The 16,679-nt window shown below is 35.6% G+C and carries 15 protein-coding genes; 14 read left to right on the plus strand and 1 reads right to left on the minus strand.

Going from position 1 to position 16,679, the window contains the following annotated elements:
• Positions 1-3 precede the first annotated feature (3 nt).
• From LG296_RS08790 to LG296_RS08855, 14 genes are all read left to right on the plus strand, one after another.
• Positions 4-963 (plus strand): sugar kinase, encoded by a 960-nt coding sequence (locus LG296_RS08790; RefSeq protein ID WP_235867665.1) that lies wholly within the window; start codon positions 4-6, stop codon positions 961-963.
• Between the two features lie 10 nt (positions 964-973).
• The gene (locus tag LG296_RS08795; protein WP_107935634.1) at positions 974-1,627 is read left to right on the plus strand and encodes a bifunctional 4-hydroxy-2-oxoglutarate aldolase/2-dehydro-3-deoxy-phosphogluconate aldolase; all 654 of its coding nucleotides are present in this window, start codon (positions 974-976) and stop codon (positions 1,625-1,627) included.
• Positions 1,617-2,765 carry a galactonate dehydratase gene (gene dgoD, locus LG296_RS08800; RefSeq protein ID WP_107935636.1) on the plus strand — a complete coding sequence of 383 codons (1,149 nt, stop codon included), beginning with the start codon at positions 1,617-1,619 and terminating at the stop codon, positions 2,763-2,765. Before LG296_RS08795 ends, dgoD begins: the two co-directional genes overlap by 11 nt.
• A complete protein-coding gene (gene rpiA, locus LG296_RS08805) occupies positions 2,759-3,427 on the plus strand; it encodes a ribose 5-phosphate isomerase A (RefSeq protein ID WP_107935638.1) in 669 nt (222 codons plus the stop codon). Before dgoD ends, rpiA begins: the two co-directional genes overlap by 7 nt.
• A 186-nt stretch (positions 3,428-3,613) precedes the next feature.
• Positions 3,614-4,663: a TRAP transporter substrate-binding protein gene (locus LG296_RS08810; RefSeq protein WP_107935640.1), complete on the plus strand. Its 1,050-nt coding sequence runs from the start codon at positions 3,614-3,616 to the stop codon at positions 4,661-4,663.
• 67 nt (positions 4,664-4,730) lie between these two features.
• Positions 4,731-5,300, plus strand: coding sequence for a TRAP transporter small permease (locus tag LG296_RS08815; RefSeq protein ID WP_181418066.1), 570 nt, complete (start codon positions 4,731-4,733; stop codon positions 5,298-5,300).
• Positions 5,301-5,326: 26 nt separating this feature from the next.
• Entirely contained in the window at positions 5,327-6,592 is a 1,266-nt protein-coding gene (locus LG296_RS08820) for a TRAP transporter large permease (protein WP_107935644.1), read from the plus strand.
• Between the two features lie 22 nt (positions 6,593-6,614).
• Positions 6,615-8,804 carry a dihydroxy-acid dehydratase gene (locus LG296_RS08825; RefSeq protein WP_107935646.1) on the plus strand — a complete coding sequence of 730 codons (2,190 nt, stop codon included), beginning with the start codon at positions 6,615-6,617 and terminating at the stop codon, positions 8,802-8,804.
• A gap of 14 nt (positions 8,805-8,818) precedes the next feature.
• Entirely contained in the window at positions 8,819-9,586 is a 768-nt protein-coding gene (locus tag LG296_RS08830; RefSeq protein ID WP_107935648.1) for an IclR family transcriptional regulator, read from the plus strand.
• Between the two features lie 16 nt (positions 9,587-9,602).
• Complete coding sequence (locus LG296_RS08835; protein WP_107935650.1) at positions 9,603-10,478, plus strand: fumarylacetoacetate hydrolase family protein; 876 nt, start codon at positions 9,603-9,605, stop codon at positions 10,476-10,478.
• A 10-nt stretch (positions 10,479-10,488) separates the two neighbouring features.
• Entirely contained in the window at positions 10,489-11,937 is a 1,449-nt protein-coding gene (gene gucD / locus LG296_RS08840; RefSeq protein WP_107935653.1) for an alpha-ketoglutaric semialdehyde dehydrogenase GucD, read from the plus strand.
• Between the two features lie 12 nt (positions 11,938-11,949).
• Positions 11,950-12,858, plus strand: a complete 909-nt coding sequence (locus tag LG296_RS08845) for a dihydrodipicolinate synthase family protein (RefSeq protein ID WP_107935655.1) — start codon at positions 11,950-11,952, stop codon at positions 12,856-12,858.
• Entirely contained in the window at positions 12,858-13,805 is a 948-nt protein-coding gene (locus tag LG296_RS08850) for a U32 family peptidase (protein ID WP_107935657.1), read from the plus strand. Before LG296_RS08845 ends, LG296_RS08850 begins: the two co-directional genes overlap by 1 nt.
• 2 nt (positions 13,806-13,807) lie before the next feature.
• On the plus strand, positions 13,808-14,767 hold the full coding sequence (locus LG296_RS08855; protein ID WP_107935659.1) for a C-terminal binding protein: 960 nt from the start codon (positions 13,808-13,810) through the stop codon (positions 14,765-14,767).
• 77 nt (positions 14,768-14,844) lie between these two features.
• Here LG296_RS08855 and abc-f read toward each other — a convergent pair whose 3' ends face one another.
• The gene (abc-f, locus tag LG296_RS08860; RefSeq protein WP_107935661.1) at positions 14,845-16,659 is read right to left on the minus strand and encodes a ribosomal protection-like ABC-F family protein; all 1,815 of its coding nucleotides are present in this window, start codon (positions 16,657-16,659) and stop codon (positions 14,845-14,847) included.
• Positions 16,660-16,679 lie beyond the last annotated feature (20 nt).

The following is a 16,679-nucleotide window of genomic DNA, read 5'->3' on the forward strand; positions in this document are numbered from 1 at the left end:
CAAATGCACCGGGATGTTTTGACAATTGGAGAAACAATGGTTATTTTTCAATCTAATCAAATCGGAAGTTTAGAAAATATTACGAGTGTGTCTCCTAAAATTGGTGGTGCAGAATCAAATTTTGCAATTGGATTAGCGCGGCTGGGAGAGTCTGTTGAGTGGATTAGTCAACTTGGAAACGATAGTTTTGGTTCGCTTATTTTGAAGAGAGTCAGAGGTGAGGGTGTATACAATAATCATGTTGTCTTCTCAGATAAAGGACCAACTGGATTGTTATTTAAAGAGCAAATTACCACTGAAAAGATGAATGTCTACTATTATCGAAAACAATCTGCGGCAAGTTATATGACAAAAGAGATATTAAATAATGTTCCATTTGAGAGCTTAAAGTATCTTCATGTAACAGGTATTACGCCTGCATTAAGTGATAGTTGTTATGAACTGACAATGCATGCGATTCGATTAGCAAAACACCATGGTGTAAAAATTATTTTTGATCCAAATATTCGATTTAAACTATGGTCAAAAGATAAAGCATTTAAGGTGCTCCATGAAATTAGTGCACTATCTGACTATGTCTTGATTGGAGATGAAGAAGCTTATTTCCTAACAAATTTGCAAGATCCATTAGAAATGTGTAAGAAGCTCGATGTGAATAATGATAAAGTCATCGTCTTAAAATGTGGCGCGAATGGAAGTTACGTATATGATGGTCAACTATCTCATGTACCAGGTTACCCCGTAAAGACAGTTGTAGATGCGGTAGGTGCAGGTGACGCTTTTGCTGCAGGATTTACGCACGGATTACTCCAAGGCACAGATATCATTAACTGTGCGAAAATAGGCAATGCAATGGGGGCACTTGTTATTCAACAATTTGGAGATATTGAGGGATTACCAACGAAAGATGTTTTATATGCATTTTTAGAAAATGATAATGAAACTTCTGATGTAGTTCGCTAAGGGGGATTTTATGCGTAAATGGGATAAGTTAAAGTTTATTGAACAAAACGGGATTGTAGCAGTTATTCGAAAAATTGAACTGACGATTTTAGTGGATGTCATCAATGCGCTAGTATCTGGTGGGATTAAAGTTATCGAAATCACAGTAGATAGTGATAATAGCTATCAATCTATTACTAAGTTGAAAGAGAAGTATGGTGACGAATTACTTGTTGGAGCGGGTACAGTGTTTGATGCACCTACAGCTAAAACCGCAATTGATGCTGGTGCAGATTTTATTTTTTCACCAACTTTTAACGAAGAAACCATTCAAATGACAAATCAATATGGTCGAATATCTATTCCTGGTGTATTAACACCAACTGAAATACTAAATGCATATGCAGCGGGTGCAGATATTTTAAAAGTGTTTCCAGGAGCTGCATTAGGTACAAATTATTTTAAAGATGTATTAGGGCCATTAACGCATATTCCTTTGATGCCAACAGGTGGTGTGAATTTAACTAATTTGAAAACTTTTTTAAATAATGGTGCAATGGCAGTTGGAATTGGTAGTTCATTATTGGATAAAGAATTAATCACAAATCGAGATTTCAATGGAATACAATCTTTGGCAAATCAGTATGTAACGTTGTTTAAAGAGGTGAAAGAGATTGAAAATTAAACAAATCGAAACGTTTATTGTCCCGCCACGGTGGCTGTTTTTAAAAATTACAACTGATGATGGACTCGTTGGTTGGGGAGAGCCGATTGTCGAGGGGAGAGCTGCAACAGTTGAAGCAGCTGTACACGAATTAAGCGAATATCTTATCGGCAAAGATCCAATGCGTATTGAAGATATTTGGCAAATGTTATATCGAACTGGTTTTTACCGAGGTGGCCCGATTCATATGAGCGCAATTGCAGGGATAGATCAAGCACTGTGGGATATAAAAGGAAAATACTACGATGCTCCTATCTACGATTTAATGGGTGGAGCATGTCGAGATAAAGTACGCGTATATTCATGGATTGGCGGAGACCGTCCAAATGATATTTTGAAACAAGCAAAGTTAGCGAAAGAAAATGGTTTTACCGCTATTAAAATGAACGCGACAGAAGAGCTTCAAATCATTGACACGCATTCTAAAATCGACGCTGTTTTAGAACGAGTCGCAGTTATTCGAGAGAATTTAGGGGCGGATTTTGGCATTGGTGTTGACTTTCATGGCAGGGTGCATAAACCAATGGCAAAAATTTTATCTAAAGAATTAGAGCAGTATCATCCAATGTTTATTGAAGAGCCTGTTCTACCTGAAAACAATGAGGCATTAAGAGAAGTTGCATTACATTGTAATATTCCAATTGCTACTGGTGAACGGATGTTTTCAAGATGGGATTTTAAAAAAATTTTACAAGATGGCTATGTAGATATTATTCAGCCAGACTTATCACATGCTGGAGGAATAACGGAGTGTAAGAAAATTTTTGCAATGGCGGAGGCTTATGATGTAGCTGTTGCTCCACATTGCCCGTTAGGACCTATTGCTTTGGCATCATGTCTACAAGTAGATGCATCATCATATAATGTGTTTATTCAAGAACAGAGTCTAGGAATTCACTACAATCAAGGAAGTGATTTATTAGACTACCTAACGGATAAAACTGTATTTGAATATCAAAATGGCTTTGTATCAAACCCAACAAAACCTGGTTTAGGAATCGAAATTAATGAAGAGTTTGTACGTGAGCAACAATTGGTGGGACATAATTGGAAAAACCCTGTGTGGCGACATCAGGATGGGACGGTTGCTGAATGGTAAATTTTTTTGATAAATCTAAAAATCTAGATCAAAAGAAAAAGATTGCTGAATTAAGCGTGGCTATCGTGGAAGATGGAATGACAATTGGATTAGGCTCTGGCTCGACAATGGCTTATTTTGTGGAAGCGATTGCAAAAAGAATGAAAAATGAAAAATTAACAGTTCGATTTGTTCCAGCATCTAAATTTATTGAAAAAAAAGCGATTGAGTATCATCTGAATATGATATCAATTGATGAGATTGAAGAAATTGATATTGCATTTGATGGTGCAGATTGGATTATAGGTAAGGAAATTTTAATTAAAGGTGGAGGTGGTTCGTTGTTTCGGGAAAAGAAAATTTTATTAAACGCTAAAAATATTTGCATTTTAGCAGATCAAAGAAAATATATTGATTCGTTAAGTGAATGTATCATACCAATTGAAATTATACCTTTTGGTTATACGAAGACACTGCAGTCAATTGAAAAAATAGGTGGTACATGTTTTATTAGGAAAAATAAGGATGAAGAAAACTTTGTAACAGATAATTTTAATTATATTTTAGATACAAAGTTTTCAGGAATTTATAACTGGAAGGCCATTCATGAAGAGTTAAAAAGTATTCAAGGGGTAGTCGATACAGGAGTTTTTTATGGTATGGAGTTTAACTTTATTAGTTAAAGTATGATGATATATTGAAATAGTAGTTTAATATAATTTGAATTTTACAAATTTTCTTACAAATTAATATTGACTACTGTAATATTTTAACAATATAATACGGTTAGCAATAATATTAAGCGTTTTCATTTTTTAAAATCAGAAATGAAAACGGCGTTTTACATTATAAAACTAAGGGGGATTAAGATGTTTAAGAAAAAAATGTTTTTCACATTATTACTTTTAATGGTAATAACGATTTTAGCAGCTTGTGGGGGAAATTCGTCAGAAGGTACAACAGCAGTAAGTGGACCTGCATCGAGCGATGGGGAAGCTCGTACTTTAAGAATTAGCTTAGGTTTAAACGATCAACATCCACTTTATAAAGGATCTGAAAAGTTTAAAGAAATTGTTGAGAGTCAAACAGATTCTTTAAAAATAGAAATCTATCATTCTGGGCAAATTGCAGATGACCGTTCAGCGATAGAAATGTTACAATTTGGGACTTTAGATATTACAATTCCATCTTCTGCACCTTTTGTTCCTTTTGTACCAGAATACGGTGTATTCGATCTACCATTCACACTTACGGATACAGAAATGGTTGATTCAGTATTGCAAGGTGAATTCGGGAAAAATTTAGCAGCAAAGGTTGAATCTCAAGGAGTTGTTCAATTAGCTTGGTGGGAAAATGGTTTTCGACAATTAACCAACAACTCGAAACCTATTAAAACTTTAGAAGACTTAAAAGGATTGAAAATTCGAGTGATGGAAAACGAAACGCATATTGCTTCATGGAAAGCACTTGGCGCAAATCCAACACCAATGGCTTTCACGGAATTATTCACAGCAATGCAACAAAAAACGGTTGACGGTCAAGAAAATCCATATCCATCCATTTTATTAGAAAAGTATCCAGAAGTTCAAAAATATCTAACAGAAACAAATCATGTATATTCACCATTCCTATTCTTATTCTCAAAAAAGGTATGGGACGAACTTACACCTGAACAACAAGAAATAATAGAAGATGCTGCGATTGAAGCAGGAGAATATAACAGAGAATTAACGCGTCAGACGGCAGAGGAAGCATTGGAAGAATTGAAGTCACAAATGGAATTTACAGAAATTAGTGATGAGGAACTTGCAAAATTCAAGGAAGCTGTACAACCAGTTATAGATAAATATAAGAGTCAAATTGGTACAGAAATTGTCGATCAATATTTAGCGGAAGTTGAAAAGTATTCTAAAGAATAATGAATTAGTAGTGGAAAGGTTGAATAATACAGCCTTTCCACTTTAAAACAAGGGGATGAATGAATGCATGAAAATAATCAAATGGCTAGATAACAATATTGAAAGAGTCATCTTATTAATATTGTTAGTCGTAATGACAGTCGTTACGGTTCTTCAAGTATTTATGAGATATGTAATGGAAAATTCATTAACATGGTCCGAAGAATTGGCGAGGTTCTGTTTCATCTGGCTTGTCTACATAGGAATAAGCTACGGAGTAAAACGTGCTAAGCACGTCCGTGTAGAAGCCATTTTTTCAATAGTTAAAAGAAGAGGGAAATTTATCATTAATTTAATAGCAAATGTTTTATTCTTATATTTTGCTATTTATGCTACTTACTATGGTTTTACAATTATGAAAACTATTCAATCAACAGGTCAAATAGCACCTTCAATTGGTATCCCGATGTCAATTATGTATTTGGGTATGCCTATCGGTATGTTTTTAACAACCATTCGCTTAGTACAACGAATTATTTATGAAACAAAAATATTTAAAGATGGGAAAGAAATTCAAGATAATACCCCTCTAGAAAGTGCACAAGTAGTCCAGCAAGAACCTGAATTAGAAACGAAAAAAGAAGTGGGTATTTCTTAAGTGAATGTAAGGGAGGTTATCAGTAAATGGGAATTACATTGTTTGCATCTTTCGGAATTCTAATAGTTGCTGCTGTTCCTATTGGTATAGCACTAGGATTAGCGGCCATGATAGCACTTTTAATCGATGGTGGAATGCCTTTAGAGTTTTTAATGAAAGAATTAACTACCTCAGTTAACTCCTTCCCACTTTTAGCAATTCCATTTTTCATCCTTGCAGGTGAAATTATGGGGCGTGGAGGAATATCAAAACGACTGATTAACGTTGCAGAATCTATAGTAGGATCTGTTGTAGGTGGGACAGCTTTGACATCAATAGTAACGTGTATGTTTTTTGCAGCTATATCAGGTTCAGGTCCTGCTACTGTAGCTGCAGTTGGGGGAATTATGATTCCGGCAATGGTTAGTAAAGGTTATGATCGTAAGTTTGCTACTGCTGTAGTAGCTTCTGCTGGATCAATAGGGGTAATTATACCACCTTCAATTCCAATGGTTATGTACGGTGTATCAGGCAGTGTTTCAATTGGTGATATGTTTATTGCGGGTATTATCCCAGGAATTTTAGTGGGCTTTGGTTTAATGATTTATGCATATTACTACTCGAAAAAGAACAACTATGCAGGAAATGGTAAGAAGATTTCCATTAAGAATATAGGGAGAGAAGTTTGGAATGCAAAATGGTCTTTATTAATACCTGTTATTATTTTGGGCGGAATTTATGGTGGTATATTCACACCAACCGAGGCTGCAGCTGCAGCAGTATTTATCGGGTTTATAATTGGACTCTTTTTCTATCGAGAACTTAAATTAAAAGAACTAGCAGATGTTTTTATCGAATCTGCCTTAATGACCGCCACAATTTTAGTTATTGTAGGTACTGCCACTGCTTTTGGTAAGTTGCTGGCAATGGAGCAAATTCCAAATCAAATAGCTGAAAGTATGTTGTCAATATCATCTAGCCCCATAATTATTATGTTATCTATGATTCTATTACTACTTATAGTTGGATGTTTCATGGACACAATTGCAGCAATTATTATTTTAACACCTATTTTGCTTCCGGTTGCTACACTAGTCGGATATGATCCAATACATTTCGGTATTATTATGATTGTTGCCCTTGCAATCGGATTTATCACACCACCGGTTGGAGTGAACTTATTTGTTGGTGCGGGTATTTCAGGCATCTCGTTGGAATCGTTATCAAAGGCAATTTTACCGTTTATTGTTGTAATGATTATCATCTTATTGATTGTTACGTTTATTCCAGCTTTATCATTACTTTTACTATAGGAAGCAAATTGGGGGAGAGTAAATGTTATTTCCAAAAATTGAAAAGGGTGTGAATCCCTACTCTGAAAATGTACAAGGAAAAGCCAATGAGCCAATTACGGTTGCAGGCTTATTAGACCGTGCTAAACAAATTCTAGGACCTTTATATGAAGGCGGAGTACCAGATTGGACGTTAGATGCAATTTATGATCGATTAGAAAATAACGCACCACGTATTGCAATTATTGGCGGTTCACCAGATCACCCTGCACATATTATGGATTATTTAACTTCTTCGAGAGCAGCTATTCGTATTTGGCAAAATGGGGGTGTTCCGTTCTACTTTTCCACACCAGTAATGTGTGATGGAACAGCGCAAAGTAATCAAGGAATGAGCTATTCATTACAGAGTAGAAATGCAGTTGCACAAATGATAGTAAATCAATTAGAAGCACATAGTTATCATGGTGCTTTTGTTATTCAAGGGTGTGACAAACAGCCATTAGGTGTAGTAAGCGGTCTTGCTCATTTAGATCGATTACGTCAGTCTCGTGGTGATGCACCGTTTTTTGCAACCTTTGCACCGGCACATGTATTGCAGGGTGGTACTATACCTGAAGATGTCGTTATTCAATTAAATAAAGTTTATGACAAAGCAATTGTAATGGGACATAAAGATATTGCAAATGATTTAAAAGATACCATGAGTTATATTTTACAATGCTCTTCAAATACATCTTTCCAAGGCGTTTTCGAACGTGCATTAGAAAGAAACATTATCACAAAAGAGGAGCATAAATATTTTGAAATGCGATTAGCGGTTGCAACCTGTGATACTCAAGGAGGTATTTGTGCATTTAATGGTACAGGGAATAGTTCTCGTCATGTTGTTGCTGGTTTAGGTCTAGTTCATCCAGCTGTTGAGTTATTAACTCAACCACCAAATCAACAACAAATCAATGAAACTATTGATGCACTAGCAACAATCATTAATAAACCTGAATTTGGAGTTGCGGAAATTGTACATGCAAACATTAAAAACGCCATCCGTATTCATAGTGCATCAGGTGGTTCAACAAACTTAATGATGCATATGGTATCGGCGATGATCTACGCAGGATATAAATTTACATTATGGGATGTGGAAAAGATTCATAAAGAACATCCAATTCCCGATTTATTTGATTATAGCCTGACTGAAGGCCGCGACATATTTGCTTTAGCAATGCAATGCTGCAGTGGGAATAGTCGAGGAATGGAAACATTATTTTATGAATTATTAAACAATAGTGTACCAATGGATGAAGATGCACTAACAGTGACAGGTACATCTTGGCGTAGTAGGATACAATACTCTGATGCACTACCTTCAGGCAATATAAAAGAAAATCCAGTGATTTTAAATAGACCTCGTCGTTCGTTTAGTGGAGTCGATGTGTTACGTGGGAATTTCTTTGAAAGTGCAGTTGTAAAAATTAGTGGAATGCCAACCCCTCAATTAAATCAGTTTGATGATAAGTTAGCATTTGTACTATATTTTGAAAATGAAGATCAAGCGAATGAAAGTTTACTAGATTCAAAATTAATAGAAAAAATTAAGGGAAAACGACATTTTGAGGAAAAAGAACTGATTCAAACGCTAAAGTATAATGCACCAGAAAGGTTTGAAGAGTTAAAAAATACTTCTTATGATGAATTGTTTGATGTAATGGCGAAAGAAGGTATTTTAAAAATTGCTGTTATTATTGCTGGTCAAGGTCCTGTTGCATTTGGCATGCCTGAAATGTTTACCCCTATGCAACATATCAATGCAAATAGAATTCTGAAAAGAGTTTGTACAATAATCAGTGATGGGCGATATTCTGGTGTAACTTACGGTGCAGCGATTGGTCATATGACTCCAGAATCAATACAAGGTGGAGGAATTGGCTACTTGAAAACTGGTGATGTACTGCATTTGCAATTACGTAATAAACGAATTGATTTAATTAATAGCAATTCATTAGTCAACCAAAATAGCCTAATCTATGTAGAAGATTTAAAACAGGAAGAAAATCGCCAACTATTATATCAAAATCGTTTATCAAATATTAAACAAAGACAAAAATTGGTTGCAGCGGTAAATAGAATGGTTGGTCATACTGATGCTTCTTGTGGTGTAGTACCTATTCAAGTATTTGAAGAAGCAGAACTAGTTTATAAGGACCATTATTCTCATCAGCTGCTTCCTTGAGGAACGTGAGTAAAATGCCTATCATTCAATCAGTAGCTAGGGCACTAGCGATATTGGAATTATTTGATGATACAAATCGAGAGCTATCCATTAAAGAAATAAGTGTGAAACTAGATTTAAATAAAAGTACCGTACATTCCTTATTAAAAACATTGAAAGAATATGGCTACATTTCTCAGAATAATGAAACAACGGACTACTCATTAGGTTGGAAATTATATGAAAGAGGCCATTTAATGGTAAGTCAATTGGATATCCGAAATGTTGCAAGGGTTCATTTGGAAAAATTAAATGAACAGACAAATCAAACTGTCCACCTAGTTACTTTGCTAGGTAAAGAAGCAATCTATATTGATAAAATCAATGGACATTCCGCATTAGTGATTTACTCAAGAATAGGAAAACGAGTACCTTTGCATTCAAGTGGTGTTGGTAAAGTGTTAGCTGCATTTCTTGATGAGAGTCAGTTGAAATCTCTGATGGATGGCTATATTTTCGAGAAAACTACAGTCAATACAATAGATTCATATAAATCATTTGTTGAGGAATTAGAAGGAGTAAGAGAAAAAGGTTATGCAGCGGATTTTGAAGAAAATGAACCTGGAATCATTTGTATTGCCATGCCAGTACATGACTTTTCTGGGGAAGTAATCGCTGCGATAAGTGTTTCAACGCCGAAATCTCACATTAATGATGAGGTTGCCGAAAGAAATTATCAATATTTAAAAGAATGCGTAGAAATAGTTTCTAGCAATTTAGGTTATAAAAAAATTGTCTTGTGAAGGGGTAGGGATTAGGATGAAATTTATTCGTTTCAAACAAGGGGAACGTATAGTATCTGCATTAATCACAAGTCAAAATGAATTTGTGGAAATTGGTGACATTGATTATGTAACTTTTTACAAGCTACTTAAAGAAAATCAATGGTCTGCAGAAATCTATATTGATGAAAATCAATTAGAACGACAATCCAATATTGAAATTTATTCACTTGATTTAGTCGTACCAATTGAAGCAGATGAAGTTTGGGCTTCTGGTGTGACGTATTTACAAAGTAAACATGCGCGTAATTACGAAGCGACAGATGGGAAATTAAATAGTGAAACGTTCTATGACAAAGTATATGATGCACCTCGTCCAGAAATTTTTATGAAATCCACAAAACGTCGAACTGTAGGTCCAAACGACAATGTATATATTCGAAGAGATTCAAACTGGCAAATACCTGAACCGGAGTTAGGGTTAGTGATTGGGGAAGGCGAAGAGATTATCGGATTTACACTTGGTAACGATATGAGCTGCCGGGATATTGAAGGAGAAAATCCACTTTATTTACCACAAGCGAAAGTTTGGAAAAACTCATGTGCGCTTGGTCCTGCGATTCTATTACCTGAAGCGATTGATGATCCTTATTCTATTGAACTCAATTGCAAAATTTACCGTGACGGGAAAGAACTATTTACTGGAAGTGCCTCTGTTAGTCAATTAAAAAGAAAACTAGAAGAACTTGTTCACTATTTAGTTTATGAAAATGATGTTATACCAGGAACAGTTCTATTAACAGGTACTTGTATCGTTCCACCGAATAGTTTCACATTGGAAATTGGAGATGAAATTGTTATTTCAAGTACACAAATCGGTACGTTGAAAAATAAAGTCTATCAAAACCAGTAGGAGGGAAAGCATGATGGGAGAAGTATATTCAAATTATATTAATGGTGAATGGAGAGAAAGTAAGAGTGGCAATTTAATAGATAGCATTAACCCGGCAAATCTCGAAGTGGTAGGCTCTGTTCAATTTTCAACAATTGAAGAAGTTACTGAAGCAATCGATGCTGCAAAACTAGCTAAAAAAGAATGGCGCCAATTAGGTCAATTCAACCGAGGGCAAATTTTGTATAAAGCAGCAGAAGCGCTTGAGAATAATCTACAGGATGTAGCGGAGACATTAACAAAAGAAATGGGTAAAACCCTCCCAGAAGCAATTGGTGAAACGCAACGAGGTATAGCAATCTTAAAATACTATGCTTCAGAAGGCGCTCGTAAAGAAGGAGATGTTATTCCTGCATCAGATAAAGATGCGCTAATGTTTACAAAACGTGCACCATTAGGAGTTGTAGGAATAATAACACCATGGAATTTCCCAGTAGCTATTCCAATCTGGAAAATCGCTCCAGCTTTAGTTTATGGTAACACGATTGTCTTTAAACCAGCTTCAGAAGCAGCTGTTACTGCAGCAAAAGTTGTGAAATGCTTTGAAGAAGCAGGTCTTCCAAAAGGGGTACTGAATTTCATTACAGGCAGTGGTTCCCAAGTGGGAAATGCACTAATTAATAGTAAGGACATTAATGGGATTACATTCACTGGGTCTGAAAATACGGGGCATTTAGTAGCAAAAGCTGCTTCGGTAAATGGTGTGAAATATCAATTAGAAATGGGCGGTAAAAACCCTGTCATTGTATTAAATGATGCAAATGTAAATAATGCAGTAAATGCCGTACTAAGTGGTGCTTTTAAATCAACTGGACAAAAATGTACTGCTTCAAGCCGTGTTATCGTTCAATCAGGTATTTACAATCAATTTAAATCTATGTTACTTGAGGAAGCGAGTAAAATAACGGTTGGTGACGGTTTGTTAAACGATACTTGGATGGGCCCTTGTGCGAATGAAAGTCAATATAATACGGTTCTTGAGTATATACAAATTGGGCAGGAAGAAGGAGCTAACATTATATACGGTGGAAAACCTGTAGAATCAAATACAAATGGTTTCTACGTAGAACCGACAATTTTTGAAAATGTATCTTCGGATATGCGTATAGCTCAAGAAGAGATATTTGGACCTGTTATCTCATTAATTCAAGTGGATACAACTGAAGAAGCAATTGAAGTTGCAAATGACACTCAATATGGTCTAAGTGCATCAATATTTACAACAAATATTGGTTCAGCTCTAACGTTCATGGAAGAAATTGAAGCAGGTTTAGTTCGTGTGAATGCTGAGAGTGCGGGGGTAGAACTTCAAGCTCCATTCGGAGGCATGAAAATGTCAAGTACAGGAACTCGTGAGCAAGGAGAATCTGCGAAAGAATTTTATACGGCTGTTAAAACGGTATTTGTAAAAGCAGAATAAGGGGGTGCGGTAATGTTTAAAGGGATTATTCCACCAGTTGTAATCTTTTTCGATCAAAATGGTGAAATCGATTATTCATTGAATAAAACACATATTGATAAATTAATCGATTCAGGAATTGATGGTGTTTTGTTATTAGGAAGTTCTTCAGAATTTTCATCACTAAAACTATCAGAAAAGATGGAATATTTGAAAGAAATCGTTCCGCATATAAATGGTCGTGTACCAATTTTAGTTGGTGTAGGTAATACGGTTTTGAAAGAATCTATTGAATTAGCACAATACGCAGAATCTGTCGGGATAGAAGGGGTAATGGCGGTTAACCCGTATTATTGGAAATTAACAAATGACCAAATGGTTGAGTATTTCAGTGAAATTGCTAACGCGGTTTCAATTAATACTTATCTATATAATATTCCGCAATTAACGGGGCAAGAAATCCCAATCGAAGTTATTTCGACCTTAGTAGAAAATCAACCTAATATCCGTGGAATCAAAGAAACAGTATCGGATTTTGGAAGAATTCGTAAAGTATTGAAAGAGATTAAAGGAAAACATCCACAATTCGATGTTTTTACGGCATTTGATGAACATCTAGTTGATGGCTACTTAATAGGTGCTGCTGGCAGCATTAACGGAACCACCAATTTTTTACCGGAAGTAACAGTCAATTTATTAAAAGCTTTAAATTCAAAGGATTTTGACCAAATTCAAAAATACCAAGTTCAAATATCTTCCCTAATGGAAGTTTATGATATTAATAATTCACTCTTCTCGACATTTAAAGAAGGTGCTTATTATCGTTGGTTCAATGATCTACAAACAGGTGTGAGAAAGCCATTCAGTAAGTATGACAAAGATACACGCAAAAAAGCTGGGAAATTAATTGATTCTATTATTGAACAAGGGGTGTTTCATTAATGAATGAATCTCAAAAGCTATTAGAGAAATTAGGATATCCACATACAGATTATACGGATTTACCATCATCAAAAAAAAGATTCCCTGATGGTGCACAATATCGTATTGAAATACCAAGTGTCGAAGGTCCAGTTGCGCTAAAAGAAACGTTAAAGGCGATTGATGAATACGGACTGACGATTCATCGTGTTTCTCAAGGTAGTGGCATTATGCTACAGACGGATGATGAAATAAAGGAAATGTGTGCATTAACAGCTGAGCGCGGAATGGAGCTTAGTCTATTTGTTGGACCAAGAGGAACATGGGATATAAGTGCAGGTCCGTTAACATCTGCAGGTAAATCACAAGCATTACGTCACGAAGGCGCTAATCAACTTGTGTATGCAATGGAAGATTTGAAACGTGGCGCAGATCTTGGTTTACGAGGTGCTTTAGTAGCTGATGAAGGATTATTATTAATGACAAAAAAAATGAAAGAAGAAGGCCTATTACCAGAAGATTTTGTTGTGAAAGTCTCTGTACAAATGGGTGCATGTAATCCTGTTTCAGTAAAAATAATGGAAGAGCTGGGAGCAGGTACTTACAATGTTCCATCATCGCTAACTTTACATAAATTAGCGGCGATACGACAAACAATTGATATACCAATCGATCTTTATGTTGAAGTTCCTGATAATTTCGGTGGATTCTTAAGATATTATGAAATCCCAGAGTTGATTCGTGTATTAGCTCCTGTTTATATTAAATTTGGTCTTCGAAACCATCCAGATGTTTATCCTTCTGGAAAGCAGTGGGAAGCAACGAACATATCTTTAGTTCGTGAACGTGTGCGTAGAGCTTCAATAGGGATGGAGATTATCAACCGATACTGTCCAGATGCAGTCATGTCTGAACTAGGTGCAGAAGGATTAGGTATCTCGAAAGTAACGGCGGATAGAGGAGTGTAGTCATGACATATAAAATTGTGGTTACAGATTATGAGTATCATGATTTGAAGATTGAAGAAGAAGTTCTTTCTGGGTCAAATCTCGACATTGAGTTTGTTGCTGCTCAATGTCGAACACCTGAGGAAGTTATTGATATCTGTAAAGATGCGGATGGTATTATTAATCAATATGCTCCGTTAAATGCAGAAGTATTATCTCAATTGGAAAAATGCAAGGTGATTTCTCGATATGGAGTAGGGGTCGACACAATTCATTTGCCTACTGCCCTTGAAAAAGGTATAACAGTTACAAATGTCCCCGATTATGGAATTGAGGAAGTTTCCAACCATACTGTAGCTTTTCTATTGGCCTCATCACGAAAAATCGTTCAATTAAATGAAGCGGTAAAAAATGGTGTTTGGGATTTTAAGGTAGGAGTTCCAATCCATAGATTTGAAAATCGAATTTTTGGTGTATTAGGTTTTGGAAAAATCCCAAGACGAGTAATTGAAAAGGTGAATCCATTCGGTTTTCAATTAGTTGCATACGACCCGTTTGTTACTGCTGAAGAAATGAGTAAATATAATGTTAGAAAAGTTGAACTAGATGAAATTATTCAAACTTCTGATATTTTGTCTTTACATCTTCCGCTTACCGAAACTACACATCATTTAATTAACGAAGACAGAATTGCTAATATGAAAGATGGTGTTTTAATCATTAACACCGCTCGTGGTCCAATCATTAAAGAATGTGCATTAATTGAAGGGGTGAAAAGTGGCAAAATTGCAGGAGCAGCACTTGATGTTGCTGAAATTGAACCAATTCCTCTTTCGAGTGAGTTAATTCAGTTTCCGAATGTCTATTTAACACCTCATAGTGCATTTTATTCGGAAGAAGCGATTGTAGAGCTTCGAACAAAAACAGCAAAAAATATTGTTCAAGTATTAGAGGGCGAAAAAGTAGAATATTTAGTTAAATAACAACTTAAAAAGACTTAGTTCTGGAAAATAGAACTAAGTCTTTTCTTGTTTAAAAGAAAATTATTTATAAATGAATTCTATTTTTCAAATTCATTTACCCAAATTGACAAAAGATTTTCAAGCTGGGATTCTAGTTTTTTAAGATCATTTTCGTAAGTATTATTATTTGTCTTATTGAACTTGGCTTTTTTCTCTATTATTTTTTGTTCAAGTTTTTCGATTTGCTGATCGATAGGTATACTATCAGTTTTGTGCTTTAGTGGCAGTTCTGTCTTTACATTGACTTCATACTGTCCATGCTTCTCTCGAGCCCATTGATAATTGCCTTCATATAAATAGAGCTTTTGATTTTCTATCCATGCAATTCTGGAAAAGAGCTGGTTTAAGAAGTAGCGATCATGCGAAACGGCTAATACGGTACCATCAAAATGCTGCACCGTTTCCTCCAGGACCTCTCTTGATTCAATATCTAGATGGTTGGTCGGTTCATCAAGTATTAGGAGATTAATATCTTCATACATTAGCTGGGCTAAGCGGAGCCTCATTTTCTCGCCACCACTTAAATCCTTCACTTTTTTAAAGACATCATAGCCATAAAATAAAAACTTCGCTAAAACGTGACGTGCTTCTCCTTCGGTAATGGATACTTCTTTCCGGAAAACATCAATTAACCGGGCATTGGCATCTTCGTAAACAAAGCTCTGCGATAAATAGCCGATTTTCACATTACTTCCGACAATTACTTTGCCGGCATCAGGTAAAACTTCTTCTGTCACCATTTTCAGTAATGTGGATTTTCCAGTTCCATTTAAACCAACGATTGCGAGACGATCCTGCCAGCGTAATTGAAGGGAAAGCTCTTCGAACAGAACTTTGTCATATTGCTTTTTTACTTTTTCAAATAGGACTACATCCTTGCCACTTCGTTCATTTGCTTCAAGCTTTAACTGCATTTTCTTTGAGACAATCGGCTTCTTTACTAATTCAATTCTAGCTAAGGCTTTTTCCATACTTTTTGCGCGGCGATGTAGGGCAGCATTGGGTGGATTTGCTTCATTTGCCCATGTTTTTAACCTTTTGATAGTTTCTTTCATCTTGGTAATTTTCTTTTGCTGCTCTTCATATTGAGCAAATTCGTTTAAAATTCTAGCCTCGCGCATTTTTACAAAGGTATCGTAATTTCCGATGTAAGAAAAGGGCTCGCCATTATCAATTTCAATAATTTTCGTAACTGCTTCATTCATAAATTGTCGATCATGAGAGACAACAATTAATGTCCCATCATAGCTTTTTAGATAATTTTCAAGCCATTCGATTGCATTCATATCCAGATGATTTGTTGGTTCATCTAATAATAAAATTTGTGGATTGAGTAATAAAATTTGACCTAACATGACCTTTGTTTTTTCGCCACCACTTAAAAGCTGGAATGGGGACTGGAGTAGGGGAGTAATACCTAATCCGTTAGCAATCATTTGAATTTTAGCTTCTATTTCATAGCCACCAAGAGCTATAAATTGTTCCTGTATTTCACCATATTGTTTAAGTAGCTTATCAAGGTGGGCTGTACAAGACATTTGTTGCTCTAAACTTTGCATTTGTGTTTGCATAGATAAAATGTTTGAAAAAGCCTCTTTAAGCACATCGATAGCAGATACATTCTCATAGGGTGGAATTTGGTGCAAATACCCAATTGTTGTGCCTTTTCTTTTAATAATTCTCCCAGCATCTGGCTTTTCTATGCCAGAGAAAAGCTTGAGAAGAGTTGTTTTGCCACAGCCATTGCGTCCTACTATTGCAACACGCTCTCCTTTATGAATATCTATTGTTAAACCTTCAAAGATAACCGTACCACCGTAAATTTTCGTAATATTCTCTGCTTTTATGGACACTGTGTTTTCCTCCAATTTTT

This window comes from Ureibacillus chungkukjangi (assembly GCF_044795995.1).
GTDB classification, from domain to species: Bacteria; Bacillota; Bacilli; order Bacillales_A; family Planococcaceae; genus Ureibacillus; species Ureibacillus chungkukjangi.